Origin of the sequence: Acidovorax sp. Leaf78 (assembly GCF_001422735.1) — a bacterium.
Taxonomy (GTDB): Bacteria; Pseudomonadota; Gammaproteobacteria; order Burkholderiales; family Burkholderiaceae_C; genus Acidovorax.
Window position 1 is genome coordinate 68,872 of record NZ_LMLZ01000023.1, and the last position, 15,384, is coordinate 84,255.

Sequence of the window (15,384 nt, forward strand, 5' to 3'; positions counted from 1 at the left end):
CCATGGCCGCAAATCCCAACGCAATTTATGACCGGTTCGACCCGGCAAAGAACTACGACCGCCACCTGTTCCGCGCGGACCGGGTGCTGCAAAGCGCCGAGCTGAACGAATCGCAGCGGGCCATGCATGCCCGCATTGCGGGTATCGCGGGCATCCTGATGAAAGAGGGTTCCATCATCAGCGGCGCGGGCATCATCGTGAACCACGACACGGGCGCCACCACGTGCGAGCCTGGCGCCATCTATGTGGCGGGCGCCGTGCGCGGCGTGCCCCCGGCCGCGCTGGTGATTGCCCCCGTGGGCGTGGTGTTCGTCGGCGTCTACCTCACGCGCGATGTGGTCACCGAGCTGGAAGACCCCGAGCTTTTGAACCCGGCCCAAGGGACAGACGGCTACCGCGAGCCCGGCGCCGCCCGCGAGCGCGTTCAGCTGGCATGGGGCGTCCAAGCCTCCGGCCAGGCCGGCGAGTTCTTCCCGGTGTGGACTGTTGAGGATGGATGGGTACGCCCCAAGGAAGCGCCGCCCAACATCGACGCGGTAACCACCGCCATCAAAGCGTATGACGTGGCCAGCACCGGCGGCACGTACATCGTGCGTGGCATGGAGCTGCGCATGGCGGCTGACCTGCCCACCGGGGAGCAGGTCTACAACCTGGGCGAAGGCGCCGCGCGCATCAACGGCGCCGCCTTGGAGCTGCCCAGCGGCCGGCGCGTAGTGTTCAATGCGCTGCCCGATCTGCAGTGGATCGACAGCGAGCCGCATCTTTCGGCCACCAACGGCGCGCAGCGCATCGACTTCGACCGCTGGCCCATGGTGGGCGCGCCGCAGGTGCGCATTACCAAGCGCCGCACTGTGGACGTCGTGCACGGTGGCTTTGTGGGCGCGGCCGACCCGCTGCCCGACAACTCCGTGCAGCAGATCGAAGCCATCCAGCAGGGGGCGACGGTGTTCCACTCGCCCGCAGACTTCAAACTGACTGCAGGCCAGGTGGACTGGGCTGCAGGCGGCGCAGAGCCCGCCCCCGGCAGCACCTATCAGGTGACGTACCTCTACATCGCGGTGGCGGCCCCCACTGAGGTGGACTCACGCGGGCTGACGGTCACGGGCGCCGTCGCTGGCTCCACCGTGCTGCTGTCGTACAACTTCGCGTTGCGCCGCATCGACCGTCTCACGCTGTCGGCCGATGGCGATATCGCCTGGGTCCGCGGTGTTCCCGCCCCCTGGATTCCGATCGCGCCGCAGGTGCCGGGCAATGTGCTGACCATCGCATCCGTGTACCAGACCTGGGACGCGCAGCGCCGCGTGACCCTCGACGGCGTGCGGATGGTGCCCATGTCCGAGATTGCGGACTACCGCGCCATGATCTCGCGCATCCTGCTGGACCAAGCCGAATTGCGCCTGGCGGTGGATATCTCCGGGCGGTACTCGGGCATCAAGAAAGGGCTGTTCGCGGACCCGATGCTGAACAACGCAATGCGCGACGCAGGCCAGCCGCAAACCGCCCTGATCGCGGCCAGCGCCCTGCGCCTGCCCATCGCGTTCACCGTGCACCAGATCGGCACGGCCATCAAGACGCGCCAGAGCCCGGCCTATGCCCAGCGCGCCGCCCTGTCGCAGCTGGCGCGCACCGGCAGCATGAAGGTGAATCCATACAACGCCTTTGAACCGCTGCCGCGGCCTGTCACCCTTACCCCCGCGGTGGACCGCTGGACTGACGTGTACGACACCTGGGGCCTTCCCACGTCCGTGGCCATCAACTGGTTTGCATCCACCGCAGGCATGGACGAAGCCAAGGTGCGCAGCCAGACCACATCGCCGCTGGAATACCTGCGGCAGATCGATGTGCGTTTTGATCTGAACTTCGGCCCCGGCGAAACGCTGCAGTCGGTCACGTTCGACGGCGTGGCCGTAGTGCCTGCTGCGCTGCCCGGCGGCACCCTGGTGGCCAACGCGCAGGGCGTGCTGTCGGGCACCTTCCCCATCCCGGCCAACGTGCCCGCGGGCACCAAGGCTGTGGACTTCCGGGGCACGGGCGGCAGCGCCGCGTCTGCCCTGTTCACCGGCCAGGGCGAGCGCACCGACCGCGAGATGTCGCAAATCATCTACTTCCGCGTGCAGCCCGTGGACCCGCTGGCGCAGACCTTCATGCTCGACGCACCCGTGCACAACACCGGGGTGGATCTGTGGTTTACGGCCAAGGGCACTACCGGTGCGCTGGTGCAGGTGCGCGAAGCCGAGAACGGTTTCCCCACGGCGCGCATCCTTACCGAAACGCGCTTGCTCCCCGCTGCGATCAAGACGGACGGCACGCCCACACGGGCGGAGTGGAGCCCGGTCGTGCTGCAGGCCCAGCGCGAATACGCCCTGGTGGTGCTGAGCGACGACGACACCACCGCGCTGAGCCTGGCGCAGCTGGGCGGCTGGGACGCCAATGCGCTGCGCTGGGTCACCAGTCAGCCGTATCAAGTGGGCGTGATGCTTTCCAGCTCCAACGCGAGCACGTGGACCGCGCATCAGGATCAAGACCTGACCTTTGCGCTGCTGGCCGCGAACTACAGCGAAGCCGAACGGGTGATCGACCTGGGCACCGTCAACGTAGTGGACGCCACCGACCTGTGCGTGCAGGCCTACGCCCACCAGCCAAGCACCGCGGCCGCGTGCGTGTTCGACATTGCCGCCACCGGCATTGCCCACACGGTGCAGGCCGCCCCCGGCCAGGTGGTGGAGCTGCCCAGCCGCTACACCGGCCCGGTGAATGTGAAAGCCCGCCTGCGCGGCGATGCCAACTTTGCCGCAGTGCTGGAACCCGGCATGCAGCTGGTGGTGGGCTCGCTGCAGAATGAGGGCGACTACATCAGCCCGATGCTGGGTGCGGGCGGGGTGGCCGACGTGCGCGCCACGCTGGAAGCGTATCTGCCGGCCGGGACCTCGCTGCAAGTGCATGCCAAGGCCGACGCCCCCGGCGCCGCCTGGGTGGAGGTGCCCTACCTGTCATCCAGCGCGATGACGGCCGGCGTCATGGAGCTGACCTACCAGCTGCAGGACTTCGCGGCCGAGCGGTTGCGCCTGCGCGTCACAGTGCACGGCGGCTTCAACGCCCGCCCATGGGCCACGAACTTGCGCGCGGTGGTGCTGTGATGACCGACGACCGTACCCCCGCGCTCGGGCTGCAGCTGCCGCACCCGCAAAACCTGCTGGAGCAGGACGTGCTGCGCCTGCGCGCTGCCTTTGCGGCGGTGGACAGTGCCTGTGACACGCTGGCCGCGCTGATCGAAGGCCGCGTGACAGACGCCGAACTGGCCGCCGCCGTGGCCGCGCTGCAGGGCAGCATCGGCAACCTGAACACCACCGTTTCCTTTCTGACCGCCAGCAAAGTGGGCGTGGTCAACGGCCAGACCGGGCCGGCCGTCACGCTCAAGCCCTCGCACCTGGGTCTGGGGCCTGCCAACGGCCCCAGCCTGCAGACCCTCACCCGCGACGGCCTGGGCCGCATCGCCACGCTGTCCACCACCGTGGGCGGCCAGGTGGCGCTGCAGACCCTGGCCTATGACGGCGACGGCCGGCTGGCCGGCGTCGCCACCGTCTATGACGGGCGCACCCGCACCGAAACCCTGAACTACGCGGGCGGCGCGCTGTCGGGCCTGACCGCCGTGGAGGAAATCACCCCATGACAGACATTGCAGTCCTTTCCGAAACCATGCGCCAGGGCGAGGCCACGCGCGCCGCCATGGGCGTGCAGCTGCGCAGCCGCCCGCTGTGGAGCGGAGCAGACCGCCTGGGCGGCGTGCCCGTGCGGTATGTGTCGCCTTATCGCCTGCGCGGCGTGAACTCGCCCGAACTGCTGTACGAGAACATCGTGCACAACGGGTCGGTGTATGTGGCCGAGGGTGGAAACGCCCAGAACGTTTACACGTCCCCCGACTTGAAGGCATGGACAGCCAGGCAGGTGGATTCGTCTTCTGGCCTGGTAGCCGGGAAGCTGGCGGCGGCCGGTTCGCTGTTGATGGCGGTCACCCAGTATTCGGGCTACTCCTACCTGCGCACATCCGTCGACAACGCGTTGACGTGGGTAATTCAGCAGTCCATTTCAAACGCTGACATTGTTTGCTCAGCTGGTGGCATTGGGTATGTGCTCAGCGGCTTTGGATACAAGGAATTCACGACGAACACAGCCGCGACCCCAGCGGGAACGGCGCGCGACTTTGGTGTGGCGCAGGTGTGGCGCAAGGTGCTGCACAACGGTGTGCGCTGGCTGGCGGTCAACGATGGCGGGACCATGGCGCTGTGGAGCGCCAATGGCCTGACCGGCTGGACGAATTCCGCAGGGCTGACTGCCGCTTTGACGAACCTGCCCAGCACAGGCTTGCGCAGAGCCTTCACGCTGGGCGGACGGTTCATCGTGGTGGCAATGTCTGAGGGCACGCTGTCTGCCCTTTACTCCGAGGACGCGAACGCCTGGACAGTGGGCATTGTGGGCGAGATGGAGCCGACCGGGCTGCGCGTCAGCGGTATAGGCGAGAGCGCCGCTGAACTGGGCGGCCTGCTTCACATCCCGGTAAAGCTGTCGGATGGCACCAGTTCATGGAATGCGTTGGTGGCCACGGACGGGATCAGGTTCAAATTCTTGCCCGCCTTCTGGCGCGGCGCAGAGTCACTGCCCAGCATCCGCACGCGGGTGGGCGGTGGCGGCCTGATCTTCAACGGGACGAACCAAGTGGGCATGCCCGCAGCCGCGCGTTTTGAATCCAATCCCGACGCACTGGAGGTGTACTTTGCCGTTTGAGTTTGACCTGTACGGGTGGTTCGCCGGCGGCGTGGCCGCGGCCGGCCTGCGCACAGTGCCCGGCGCACCGCCTTCCCAATCGACCACCACCACCGAGGGCGAGCCACGCGCCAACTGGACCGGCTCTGCATGGGTGATGCGGCCCTACGTGGCCCCGCTGCCCGAGCCCGAAGCGCCGGCCGTGGCCGCCCCGCGCGTCGTGTCGGTGCTGAGGTTCCGGCGCCGGTTCACGCCCGAAGAAAAAGCCGCCATCGAGTGGGCCGCCGTGGACCGACCCGAGCAGCCCGAGGCGGCACGCATGCAGGCCGCCGCGCTGCGCGCCACGCTCGCCGATCAAGCCGCTGCCCAGTTCATCGACCTTGAAGATTTGGCCACTGCACAAGGCGTGCAAGTTCTCGAATCGCTGGGCATCTTGGACCCTGGCCGCGCACTGCAGATTCTCTCGTCCCCTGTCAACCAATCAGAGCTGCCATAACACTGCATGCTTTCCAGTCAACTCTAAAACTTGATGGCGGCCACATCTCTATTCGTAAGAGCGGTGTCGATGATCGACATACCGCAAAGTTTTACTGTCTTCGCGCGACATCGTGATTTATACCCACATGGCTGCTTATCGCGCGCCGTCGAGGCCGCGTAAGCAGATGCGGACGTCTTCTTGCCTGCAGTAAGACATCCGTACTTTTAGTTTTTGAAAGGTTGCCCATGTCAATTCGCCGTCGTCACGTTCTTCAGTCTGCAACGCTGCTGCCATTGATGGCCGCAGTTCCCGGTTTGGTTCAAGCCCAAAGCGCGAACCTAGCTGTGGGAGCGCACGCAATCATCTCTGCATCCTCACGGTACGTGGGCGCTCCGCAGAATCAGGCCTTCCCGCTAGGCTTGGAATATCTCCATACCAATGGTGCGCGAGGCGTGTTTTTTGACATCGTCCCAGAGGCAACCAACGGCGGCCACGTTGGTATCTGCTTTCACGCTGCACCAAACACTTCAGGCACTTGGCAAAACCTACACCAAGGCCCAAGCCCCAGCTCTCCTGTGGCCCAGTTGTTTTGGTTTCGAGGCGTCGGCGTAATCTTCCAAGATGACGGCCGGATTCAGTCTGAGCAATGGGTCGTCGGCGCAAACGGAAACTCCACTGCTACAAACGTATCCACCATCGGCTACTTCCCGGCCAACACCATATTGCGCGTGGCGACCTCAATGGACAGTGCAACGCGCCAGATGCTTTTGATCGTCTACTCGGTGAACAGCTCCACGGGAGCTGCGGTAGCGGAATTGGGGCGTCTGACGCTGCAAGCTGAAGTGTTTACCAATCTCGCCGGCGTGTTTGTCATTGGCGGCGGCAGCGCTCAAGTGCAGCCCTACGCGCTCTACGCCTGAGAGCAAAGCACACGGCGCAGGCCGTACCAAGTCACACAGCCCGCCCGGCGTCTTGCCCGGCGGGCTTTTTCATGTGCACGCGCAGCACACATGCCGTTCCGGTGGCCTTGCGCGAGGGAAGGAAAGACGATCTGCACATCCCCTTTTTCCATCCCCAACCGGAGAACCCATGGCCACCATCGCCAACTTTCACCACGGCGTGCGCGTCACAGAAATCAATGACGGCGTGAACCCTATCCGCATCGTGTCCACCGCCGTGATTGGCCTGGTTGCCACGGCGTCAGACGCCGACCCGGCCGCCTTCCCCCTCGATACCCCGGTGCTCGTTACCAAGATCGACAACATCATTGGCAAGGCCGGCACGCTGGGCACGTTGGCGGCCTCGCTCAACGCCATCAAGGAACAGTCCCGCCCCGTGCTGGTCATCGTGCGCGTTGCGGACGGCGTGGGCACGGATGCCGAAGAGAAGGCCGCAGACCAAGCCGTCAAGGTCATCGGCACCACCACAGCTGCCGGCAAAAAGACCGGCCTGCAGGCGCTGCTGTCGGCGCAGGCCGAGCTGGGCGTGAAGCCGCGCATCCTGGGCGCCCCGGGCCTGGATGGCCAGGCCGTTACGGATGGGCTGGTGGCCGTGGCCCAGAAGCTGCGCGCCATGGTGTACGCCGGCGCGCAGGGCGACACCCTGAGTGAAGCGCTGGCCTACCGCGACCACTTCGGCGCCCGCGAGCTGATGCTGATGTGGCCCAACTGGAAAGCGCTCAAGACCGGCGAAGGCGTGGTCGAAGTACCCGCCGCCGCCTACGCGATGGGCCTGCGCTCCCGCATCGACACCGAGCAGGGCTGGCACAAGTCCCTGTCGAACGTGCCCGTGAATGGCGTGCTGGGCCTGTCGAAAGATGTGTTCTGGGATCTGCAAAGCGCCGACACCGACGCGGGCGTGCTCAACGATGGCGGTATCACCACGCTGATTCAGTCCACAGGGCACCGCTTCTGGGGCAATCGCACCACCGAAAAGAACGGCCTGTTCTTCTTTGAGACGGCCACGCGCACCGCGCAAATCCTGGCCGACACCATGGCCGAGGGCCACATGTGGGCGGTGGACAAGCCGCTGCACCCTTCGCTGGTGAAGGACATCCTCGAAGGCATCAACGCCAAGTTTCGGGAGCTCAAGTCGCTGGGCTACATCCTCGACGGCAAGGCCTGGTACGACGAAGACATCAACGAAACCGCCACCCTCAAAACCGGCAAGCTGACCATTGACTACGACTTCACGCCCGTGCCGCCGCTGGAAGACCTCTCTTTCCGCCAGCGCATCACCGATCGCTACTTCGCCGACTTCGCCCTGCGCGTTGGCACCGGCCAATAAGCCCGGCCCACCCCCCCATCAACCGGAGAAACAAACATGGGCCTGCCCAGCAAACTCAAGAACTTTGTGCTGTTCAACGATGGCACCTCCCACGCTGGCGAAGTGCCAGAGGTCAACCTGCCCAAGCTCACGCGCAAGATGGAGGATTACCGCAGCGGCGGAATGAACGCCCCGGTGAAGCTCGACTACGGCATGGAAGCGATGGAGATGGAATGGACCGCCGCCGGCTACATGAAAGAGCTGTTCACCCAGTGGGGCGCGCAGCGCCATGACGGCGTGCTGCTGCGCTTTGCGGGCGCGCTGCAGGCCGACGACAGCGAGGGCGTGGACAGCCTGGAAGTGGTGGTGCGCGGCCGCCATTCCGAGATCGACCCCGGCGCCGCCAAGGCCGGCGAAGGCACGGCTATCAAGATCAAAAGCGCCATCAGCTACTACAAGCTGACCATGAACGGCGAAACCCTGATCGAGATTGACGCCGTGAACATGGTGGAGATGGTCGGCGGCGTGGACCGCCTGGCCGAAGTCCGCCAGGCGCTGGGCCTCTGACGCCCGGCCCATGACCACGCGGCCCCGCGCGGGCCGCGTCTCCCCTCCCCCCATTCCCGAGACTGAACCATGACGAACCAAGCCCAACCCGCAGACACAAACAACACCGCCACCGACGTGGCCGACAAGGCCGACCCCAACACCGTGACGCTCGACACGCCCGTGCGCCACGGCGACCAACTCATCACATCCGTAACGCTGCGCAAGCCAAGGGCCGGCGAGCTGCGCGGCATTGCGCTGACCGAGCTGCTGCAGCTCAAGGTAGAAGCCATTCAGGCGGTGGTACCCCGCATCAGCTCGCCCATGCTGCACAAACAGGACATGGCCAACATGGACCCAGCCGACCTAGTGACGCTGGGGGGCGTGGTGATCAGTTTTTTGCTCACGAAGGAACAGAAAACGGACTTCCTGACCGCGTAGAGAACGCCATGGCCGACCTGGCCATGGTCTTTCACTGGACGCCGGCCGACATGGCCGACTTCACCCTGCAAGAGCTGATGGAGTGGCGCGAGCGAGCCCGCGCCCGCCACGAGCCGCAGGACTGACACAACGCCTTCTTTTTCGTATGCAAGAATGATCCGTGCTCTTTACCGTCCTCGCCTATCTGCTGATCGCCGCGCTTGTTGTTGTCGGCCTGGGTGTACTGCTGCTACCCGTGTACGTGTGGGTTCAGCACCGCGACGCGATGCGGGCGCCCCAGCGCGCATTACAGCTGGCCGAGTCCGACCTGCTTCTGGCCGAAACCGAAGCCATGCTGGCGAGCCCTCCCGCCAGGTAGTCACCCCCTCGATAAGCCCTAGCCACGCACCGGGGGTGCGATATGGCTGATCAACTGCGCCTGCGCGTCGTGCTCGATCTGGCCGAGCGCGTGCTCGCCCCCATGAAGCGCATCAGCGGCGCCAGCGGCGAAACCGCCCGCGCACTCAAGGCCGCCCGCGACCGTCTCAAGGAACTGAACGACCAGCAGGCCGCCGTGGGCAACGTGCAAAAGCAGGCGGCCGAGCTGGCCCGGCTGAACAACGCGCTCAAGGTGAAACAGGCACTGCTCGACGGCATGCGGGCCAGTGGCAACGCTACGGCCGCGCAGCTCAAGCGCGAGGAAAGCGGGGTGCGCAAGATTGCCGAAGCCCTGGAGCTGCAGAAGTCGGCCGCCGTGAAAGCCCGCGCGGCACTCAACGCCATGGGGGTTACAGGCAACCTCGCCGCCGCGCAGGCCAGGCTGAAAACCGATATCGATGGCGCCACGGCCACCATGTCCAAGCAACGCGCTGAACTGGCGAGACTGTCGGCGCAGCAGCGCAAGATTCAGGAACTGCGAGACAAGCATGCAAAGGCGGTGCTGCACACCGGCGTGGCCGCGGGCGCAAGCGCAGCGATGGTGGCCGGCGGCAACAAGATCGCCGCGCCCTTGCGCTCCGTGGTGGATGCGTTCATTCCTACCGAGAACGCAGAAACGCAGCTCGGTGCGTCGATGATGACCAAGACCGGCGCGGTGGCGCCCGAGTTCAAACAGGTGTTGGACCTGGCCACACGGCTTGGCGACAAGCTGCCGGGCACCACCGCAGACTTTATCGAGATGATGACCATGCTGCGCCGCCAGGGCATGACATCGCAAGCCATCCTGGGCGGCTTGGGCGAGTCGGCCGCGTATCTAGGCATCCAACTGCGGATGCCGGTCACAGGTGCGGCCGAGTTTGCAGCAAAGATGCAGGACGCCACGCAGACGGCCGAGAAGGACATGATGGGCCTGATGGACGTGATCCAACGGGCCTATTACTTGGGCGTGGACCCCACCAATATGCTGCAGGGCTTCACCAAGATCAGCGCGGTGATGCCCATCCTTGGGAAAAAGGGCCTTGAAGCCAGCAGCATGCTCGCGCCGCTGCTGGTGATGATGGATCAAACCGGCATGGCTGGCGAGGCTTCAGGCAACGCCATCCGCAAGGTGGTGCAGCTGTCCCTGGACCGCGAAAAAGTAGGCAAAGCAAACAAGTTGCTTGCTAGCCAGGGCGTCAAGCTGAATTTCTCCACCGCTGGTGGCAAATTCGCCGGCATGGACAACCTGTTCGACCAGCTGCAGAAGCTCAAGGCGGTGGATAACGATGAGCTGCGTATCGCCGCTCTGAAGAAGCTGTTCGGCGACGACGCCGAAACCCATCAGGTGCTCAACACTTTGATGGAAAAAGGCATTGACGGCTACCGCGAGGTGGTGAACAAGATGCAGGCGCAGGCCGATCTGCGCATGCGGGTGGACGCATCGCTCAAGACAGTAAGCGCTTCGGCCGAGGCCGCGCAGGGCAGCTTTACCAACATGCTCAAGGACATGGGCGCCACCATTGCCCCCGACCTTGTGAAGATCCTCAACGCCCTGGGCAACATGGCCAGCAGCATCGGTGCCTGGACGCGCGAAAACCAAGCCCTGGTGAAATGGACCCTTCGCGTCGTGGGCGGGCTCGCACTCGTCGTCACCGTCCTGGGTACGCTGGGCCTTGCGATAGCGTCCGTGCTGGGGCCGATGTTGATTGTTCGGCTTGTGATGTCGCGCATGGGCCTGGGCCTCGCAGGTCTGCGGCTGGGGTCTACCATCGCCAGCGCCGCCATGGGCGGGCTTTCACGCGTGGCCGCGCTCGCAGCCAGAGCGCTGACCCTGCTGCAGGCCGGCGCCGTGTGGCTGCTCGCAGGGCTGCGCGCGCTGGCGGTGTTCCTTGTAGCAAACCCCATAGTGGCCGCCCTCGCGCTGATGGCCACGGCCGCCTACATGGTGTGGCGCAACTGGGACGGCATCAAGGGCGGGCTCCTGGCCATCTGGCAGCAGCTGTCGGCCGCTGTGACTGCCTGGTGGGCCAGCACCTCGGCCGGCGCCGCAGCCCTGTGGCAAGACCTGGTGGCGTTGAAAGACCGCTTTTTCTCCGCAGGTGCTGACCTGATGTCCGGCCTTGCGAACGGCATCACCAGCCGTCTGGCGGCCGTGCGCGAGGCGGTGGTGGGCGCAGCCGATGCCGTGGGCGCCTGGTTCCGCGAGAAGCTGGGCATTGCCTCGCCGTCCAAGGTGTTCATGCAGTACGGCGGCTGGATCAGCGAGGGGGCAGCACTGGGCATTGCGGGCGGCCAGGGCGCGTTGCGCTCTGCGGCGCTGGCCATGGCTACAGCAGCAACCGCCACCATGCCCTTGGCGGCCGATGCTGCGGCGCTGCGCATCGACACTCGCGCGCCGCTGGGTGCGGCCGGCACTGCGGGCCCGAGCGGCGGTGGTGCGGGCAACGTCTACAACATCACCGTCAACGCCGTGCCAGGCATGGACGAGCGAGCGGTGGGGCGGGCCGTGGCGGCCGAGCTGGACCGCCGGGAGCGTGCAGGCCGCTCGCGCACCCTGTCGTCCCTGCATGACATCGACTGACCGGAGCACACCATGCACATGATGGCCCTCGGGCAATTCCTGTTCAGCCTGCCTACGCTGTCCTTCAACGACTTCAAGCGGCAGACCAGCTGGCGCCACCCCACAAACTCGCGCGTGGGCGCGCGCCCTGCATCCCAGTCGCTGGGGCCGGGTGACGACACGATCGGACTGTCGGGCCTGCTGGTGCCCGAGTTCGCAGGCAAACGCATCTACCTTGACCAGCTGCGCGACATGGGCGACAGCGGCAAGGCCTTTGCGCTGGTGTCTGGCGCGGGCGAATCCTTCGGCGCCTTCGTCATCGAGAACGTGAACGAAACCGGCACGCTCCACACCGGGCAGGGCGTGCCGCGCCGCGTGGAGTTCGACCTGCAGCTCAAGCGCGTTGACGACATCAAGGCCGAGCCCGGCGGCGGCGTGGACCCCGGCCCCATTGATGACTACTGGGAGTGGTGGCTGTGAGCGACCACCTGCAGACCGCGCAGCTGTACGACGCGCCGGCCTACGCGCTCACGGTTGACGGCCGCGACATCACGGCCAACGTCCGGGCGCGCCTGATGTCGCTCACCCTCACCGAATCCCGCGGGGATGAGGCCGACCAGCTCGACATAGAGTTGGACGATACGGACGGTCAGATGAACCTGCCGCCCAAAGGCGCAGAGATTGCCTTGCAGCTGGGCTGGCGCGACTTCCGACTGGTGGACAAAGGCCTGTTCGAGGTGGACGAAATCGAGCACTCGGGCGCACCCGACCGCATCAGCATCCGCGCCAGGTCGGCCGAGATGCGCCGGCAGCTGCGCACACGCAACGAACGCAGCTGGCACGACACCACGCTGGGTGCCATCGTGGGCGACATTGCGCGGCGCAACAACCTCGCGCCCCGTGTAGACGCGGCGCTGGCCGATATCAAGGTGGCGCACATCGACCAGACGAACGAAAGCGACCTGCACTTTTTGACCCGCCTGGCCAAGAAGCACGACGCGGTGGCCACGGTGAAGAAGGGCCGCTTGGTGTTCCTTCCCATTAACGGCACACGCAGCAGTTCGGGTGAAGAATTGGAAGCCATCACGCTGACCCGTGCAGCCGGCGACAGCCACCGTTACCACACGGCCGACCGCCACAGCTACAGCGGCGTGCGCGCGTACTGGCACGACAAAGACCGCGCCGAAAAACGCTCTGTGCTAGTGGGCACCGAAGACAACGAAAAGCGCTTGAAGGACACATACGGGAGCGAGGCCGACGCCATGGCCGCCGCCCGTGCAGAGCAAGGCCGAGTTGAGCGAGGCAAAGCCACGATGGAGCTAACACTTGCCATGGGCCAGCCCACTTTAATGCCCCAAACACCTGTGAAGCTAACCGGGTTCAAACCCGAGCTCGACAGAACGCCTTGGCTAGTGGTCAAGCTCACACACAGTCTGGGCGATGGCGGGTTCACAACGCATATTGTGCTTGAGATACAGTCAGAAATACCTCGATAATGCGCTAATTGTCTAAGGAAAGCTATGGAACATCAAATGTCGCAAAGCATTGAGGGGATGGAACGTCACCTAAAACTGCGCCAAGGATTTTTTAAAGATTTATTAGCTGATGATGACTGGTCATTTGTAATTAAACTTAGTTCGCTCTTCGAAGCGGCTTGCACCCAAGCACTTGTAAAGCGGCTTGGAAAGCCAGAACTTGAAGAAGAACTAGGGTGGCTTGACATGGCAAACCACAGGTTCGGAAAAGTCCGCCTACTAGAATCCTTAGGAGCCATTACAAAAGGTCAGTACGACACCCTTACTGAACTTGCCACTCTCAGAAATACATTTGTTCATCAAGTCGGGCATGTTAATTCGACCATATCAGAATATCTTCAATCACTATCAATTCAAAGAAGAAATGAAATCATTAAAAAATTCACGCCGCCCGTACAAGGCGATATAGTCATTGGCGGTCATAAAATCGAAATTAAAACTTTTGTCAATGATAATATTAAGCTCGCTATTTGGCTTGCATGCTACGACATACTTGCCTGCCTACATCTTGATTTCACATACTCCGAGCTGGAACACATAACAAACAGCTATCAGCGCATAAACGAGCATTTAAAATCGCTATCCGTTTCTTTTAAGAGCAATATAGGTAAAATTAAGTAGACCGTTCACTTAAATTATTTTATAAAAGTGGTGAAAGCTTGCTGTGCAACAACCATTTAGCCGTGACGCTTTACATAGCCCCACCAGCAGCCGGACCAAGAAACGCGGACCTTTGTAACAACCAACTCTAACGAACACCTAAAAATCATGACAAAGGAATTAATCGAGGGAAATTTTCGGCATTTGCCTTTTTTTGAATTTTTAGCAGATGCCTCCTACCAGCACATAGTCGCAACCAAGTGCGATGACAGATATTCCGCCTCTCGCCATGTGCGAGCATCGATAATGGCATCAGCACTCAGCGTGGAATGTATTGCAAATTCGCTGATCAACTATATGCAGTTGCCAAAGAAAACAGCAGACGATATAGACAAATTACCAATCTTAAGCAAGATTGATACTTTCACATTATTATCCGACAAAACCTATATGGATCGAGGCGATGACCGAGTTGCGAAAATCACAGAGCTAATTCAGATTCGCAATGCATACGTTCATCCGAAAGAGCAAGTAATGAAGGTTGAGGTAGGAGAGATGAAGGATATGGGCACTGAATGGCACATGCCTATGGAAGTGACTGGGAAAGACTGGCCTGCTATTGGCATTCCAAGATCCGCTAAATTTTGGACCGTTAACCACTCGCTATCTGCTATGCAAGCGCTACAGCGATTTTACAAGTATCTATTTAGCCGAGTGCTAAAGTTCTCAGAAGATGAGATATTCAAAGTTTTCATCGAGCACTTTGAAGTGCGCAGCGTAATGGTTCCAGTAATCGATCCAGAACTCAGACGCGATGTGCAAGCGTTGATATCCTCGGGCGTCGATTTCACACAAGTTTTCCCCATGCTTAAAGAAACCTCCCGGCATAAAAATCAGGGGGTGCTTAAGGTCTGAGATCAATAAAACAAATCCACACTGGCTACCCTGTTTTCGGTAATGACCAACTGGACTTTGTGCGTACCCACTGAGGATCGCCGTCCGTGAGGGTGCATGACATGTATGTCTGGTCTGCCATATTGGCAATCGCTCCGGGCGAGTAGGCCTTGCCCTCGTAGTAGCAAGCCGGCCGGCCTTGCATAGCGCCAACAATGCTAATCAGGCTGATCGAGCAGAAAAAAAAACTAAAAAATAGACGCTGTATCGGGGCGCGTTGACGTACTTGTCTATGTTCACCACCGAATCGCCATGTATCACCGAGTCGCCGGCCACCACTTGGCCAGCGTCCCTGCGCACCCACACCTTGCCGCTCACATCCGGTCCCTTGCACTTGTTCTGCTTGTGGGCCGAATCTAACAGTTAGTTGCATTTGACCGCTTGCGCGGGCGCAGTGCGCCTACTTGCGCTTGCCGCCCATGGTGAACGTTACTGGCGCGTTGTTTGTCTGGTCGCCGATGACCTGTTGTCCAACGTCGCCGCCGATGTGCAATTGCGGCGCGCTGTTCACTGGGCTGGCGATGCTCGCTGCGCGCCGTGCCAATTCTGCGACTCCGGACAGCGTCGCCCTTCCGGCGTCGTCAGCCTGCGCGAACCCATCGAGCAACGCGCGCTCGGCTGGCGCCAGGGTGGCACTTGACAGGTCGGCGCGGCGCCCCGTCACGATGTACTGGACATCGGCCCCCACATTGGCGACTCCAGCCAAAAACGAAACATCGGGGAAGCGCGCGCCCTTCTCGTAGTTGATCACGGCGCCTTTCAGCACGCCACCGGCGCTACCGAATGCCTCCTGTGTGAGGCCCAGCCTCTCGCGCTCTTCCCTAAGTCTCGTAAAAATACTCATTTGA

Annotated in this window: 16 protein-coding genes; 15 read left to right on the forward strand and 1 reads right to left on the reverse strand. The window is 62.7% G+C overall.

Translation table 11 applies throughout. The features are described 5' to 3' along the window. Positions 1 to 2 precede the first annotated feature (2 nt). The 15 genes from ASF16_RS21060 (at position 3) to ASF16_RS26335 (ending at position 14,497) form a co-directional block, all read left to right on the forward strand. Positions 3 to 3,137: a DUF4815 domain-containing protein gene (locus ASF16_RS21060; protein ID WP_056171888.1), complete on the forward strand. Its 3,135-nt coding sequence runs from the start codon at positions 3 to 5 to the stop codon at positions 3,135 to 3,137. Continuing rightward, the gene (locus tag ASF16_RS21065; protein WP_056171889.1) at positions 3,104 to 3,670 is read left to right on the forward strand and encodes a hypothetical protein; all 567 of its coding nucleotides are present in this window, start codon (positions 3,104 to 3,106) and stop codon (positions 3,668 to 3,670) included. The genes ASF16_RS21060 and ASF16_RS21065 overlap by 34 nt, the downstream gene beginning before the upstream one ends. 56 nt (positions 3,671 to 3,726) lie before the next feature. Further along, positions 3,727 to 4,782: a hypothetical protein gene (locus ASF16_RS21070; protein WP_156372169.1), complete on the forward strand. Its 1,056-nt coding sequence runs from the start codon at positions 3,727 to 3,729 to the stop codon at positions 4,780 to 4,782. Beyond that, positions 4,772 to 5,257 (forward strand): hypothetical protein, encoded by a 486-nt coding sequence (locus tag ASF16_RS21075; protein ID WP_056171893.1) that lies wholly within the window; start codon positions 4,772 to 4,774, stop codon positions 5,255 to 5,257. The genes ASF16_RS21070 and ASF16_RS21075 overlap by 11 nt, the downstream gene beginning before the upstream one ends. Positions 5,258 to 5,484: 227 nt before the next feature. Beyond that, on the forward strand, positions 5,485 to 6,159 hold the full coding sequence (locus ASF16_RS26325) for a hypothetical protein (RefSeq protein WP_156372170.1): 675 nt from the start codon (positions 5,485 to 5,487) through the stop codon (positions 6,157 to 6,159). Positions 6,160 to 6,337: 178 nt separating this feature from the next. Further along, positions 6,338 to 7,525 (forward strand): phage tail sheath protein, encoded by a 1,188-nt coding sequence (locus tag ASF16_RS21085; protein ID WP_369817186.1) that lies wholly within the window; start codon positions 6,338 to 6,340, stop codon positions 7,523 to 7,525. Positions 7,526 to 7,561: 36 nt separating this feature from the next. Then, positions 7,562 to 8,071, forward strand: a complete 510-nt coding sequence (locus ASF16_RS21090; protein ID WP_056171900.1) for a phage major tail tube protein — start codon at positions 7,562 to 7,564, stop codon at positions 8,069 to 8,071. A gap of 69 nt (positions 8,072 to 8,140) precedes the next feature. Next, positions 8,141 to 8,491, forward strand: a complete 351-nt coding sequence (locus ASF16_RS21095) for a phage tail assembly protein (RefSeq protein WP_056171903.1) — start codon at positions 8,141 to 8,143, stop codon at positions 8,489 to 8,491. Between the two features lie 8 nt (positions 8,492 to 8,499). Next, positions 8,500 to 8,616, forward strand: coding sequence for a GpE family phage tail protein (locus ASF16_RS25670; RefSeq protein WP_082493144.1), 117 nt, complete (start codon positions 8,500 to 8,502; stop codon positions 8,614 to 8,616). Positions 8,617 to 8,651: 35 nt separating this feature from the next. Then, a complete protein-coding gene (locus tag ASF16_RS21100; RefSeq protein ID WP_056171904.1) occupies positions 8,652 to 8,849 on the forward strand; it encodes a hypothetical protein in 198 nt (65 codons plus the stop codon). 42 nt (positions 8,850 to 8,891) lie between these two features. Further along, complete coding sequence (locus ASF16_RS21105) at positions 8,892 to 11,468, forward strand: phage tail tape measure protein (protein ID WP_056171905.1); 2,577 nt, start codon at positions 8,892 to 8,894, stop codon at positions 11,466 to 11,468. 12 nt (positions 11,469 to 11,480) lie between these two features. Further along, positions 11,481 to 11,927 carry a phage tail protein gene (locus ASF16_RS21110; protein ID WP_056171907.1) on the forward strand — a complete coding sequence of 149 codons (447 nt, stop codon included), beginning with the start codon at positions 11,481 to 11,483 and terminating at the stop codon, positions 11,925 to 11,927. Beyond that, positions 11,924 to 12,943, forward strand: a complete 1,020-nt coding sequence (locus ASF16_RS21115; RefSeq protein WP_200926950.1) for a phage late control D family protein — start codon at positions 11,924 to 11,926, stop codon at positions 12,941 to 12,943. The genes ASF16_RS21110 and ASF16_RS21115 overlap by 4 nt, the downstream gene beginning before the upstream one ends. Positions 12,944 to 12,967: 24 nt before the next feature. Continuing rightward, positions 12,968 to 13,603: a hypothetical protein gene (locus ASF16_RS26330; protein ID WP_156372171.1), complete on the forward strand. Its 636-nt coding sequence runs from the start codon at positions 12,968 to 12,970 to the stop codon at positions 13,601 to 13,603. 147 nt (positions 13,604 to 13,750) lie between these two features. Continuing rightward, positions 13,751 to 14,497, forward strand: coding sequence for a hypothetical protein (locus tag ASF16_RS26335; protein ID WP_156372172.1), 747 nt, complete (start codon positions 13,751 to 13,753; stop codon positions 14,495 to 14,497). A 439-nt stretch (positions 14,498 to 14,936) separates the two neighbouring features. Here ASF16_RS26335 and ASF16_RS21125 read toward each other — a convergent pair whose 3' ends face one another. After that, complete coding sequence (locus tag ASF16_RS21125) at positions 14,937 to 15,287, reverse strand: hypothetical protein (RefSeq protein WP_156372173.1); 351 nt, start codon at positions 15,285 to 15,287, stop codon at positions 14,937 to 14,939. Between the last annotated feature and the right edge of the window lie 97 nt (positions 15,288 to 15,384).

Bases quoted from the DNA above. Each gene is read 5' to 3' on its own strand.
- ASF16_RS21070 (WP_156372169.1), top strand. From the start codon at position 3,727: ATGGGCGTGCAGCTGCGCAGCCGCCCGCTGTGGAGCGGAGCAGACCGC.
- ASF16_RS21110 (WP_056171907.1), top strand. From the start codon at position 11,481: ATGCACATGATGGCCCTCGGGCAATTCCTGTTCAGCCTGCCTACGCTG.
- ASF16_RS21060 (WP_056171888.1), top strand. From the start codon at position 3: ATGGCCGCAAATCCCAACGCAATTTATGACCGGTTCGACCCGGCAAAG.
- ASF16_RS21095 (WP_056171903.1), top strand. From the start codon at position 8,141: ATGACGAACCAAGCCCAACCCGCAGACACAAACAACACCGCCACCGAC.
- ASF16_RS26325 (WP_156372170.1), top strand. From the start codon at position 5,485: ATGTCAATTCGCCGTCGTCACGTTCTTCAGTCTGCAACGCTGCTGCCA.
- ASF16_RS25670 (WP_082493144.1), top strand. From the start codon at position 8,500: ATGGCCGACCTGGCCATGGTCTTTCACTGGACGCCGGCCGACATGGCC.
- ASF16_RS21090 (WP_056171900.1), top strand. From the start codon at position 7,562: ATGGGCCTGCCCAGCAAACTCAAGAACTTTGTGCTGTTCAACGATGGC.
- ASF16_RS26335 (WP_156372172.1), top strand. From the start codon at position 13,751: ATGACAAAGGAATTAATCGAGGGAAATTTTCGGCATTTGCCTTTTTTT.
- ASF16_RS21105 (WP_056171905.1), top strand. From the start codon at position 8,892: ATGGCTGATCAACTGCGCCTGCGCGTCGTGCTCGATCTGGCCGAGCGC.
- ASF16_RS21065 (WP_056171889.1), top strand. From the start codon at position 3,104: ATGGGCCACGAACTTGCGCGCGGTGGTGCTGTGATGACCGACGACCGT.
- ASF16_RS26330 (WP_156372171.1), top strand. From the start codon at position 12,968: ATGGAACATCAAATGTCGCAAAGCATTGAGGGGATGGAACGTCACCTA.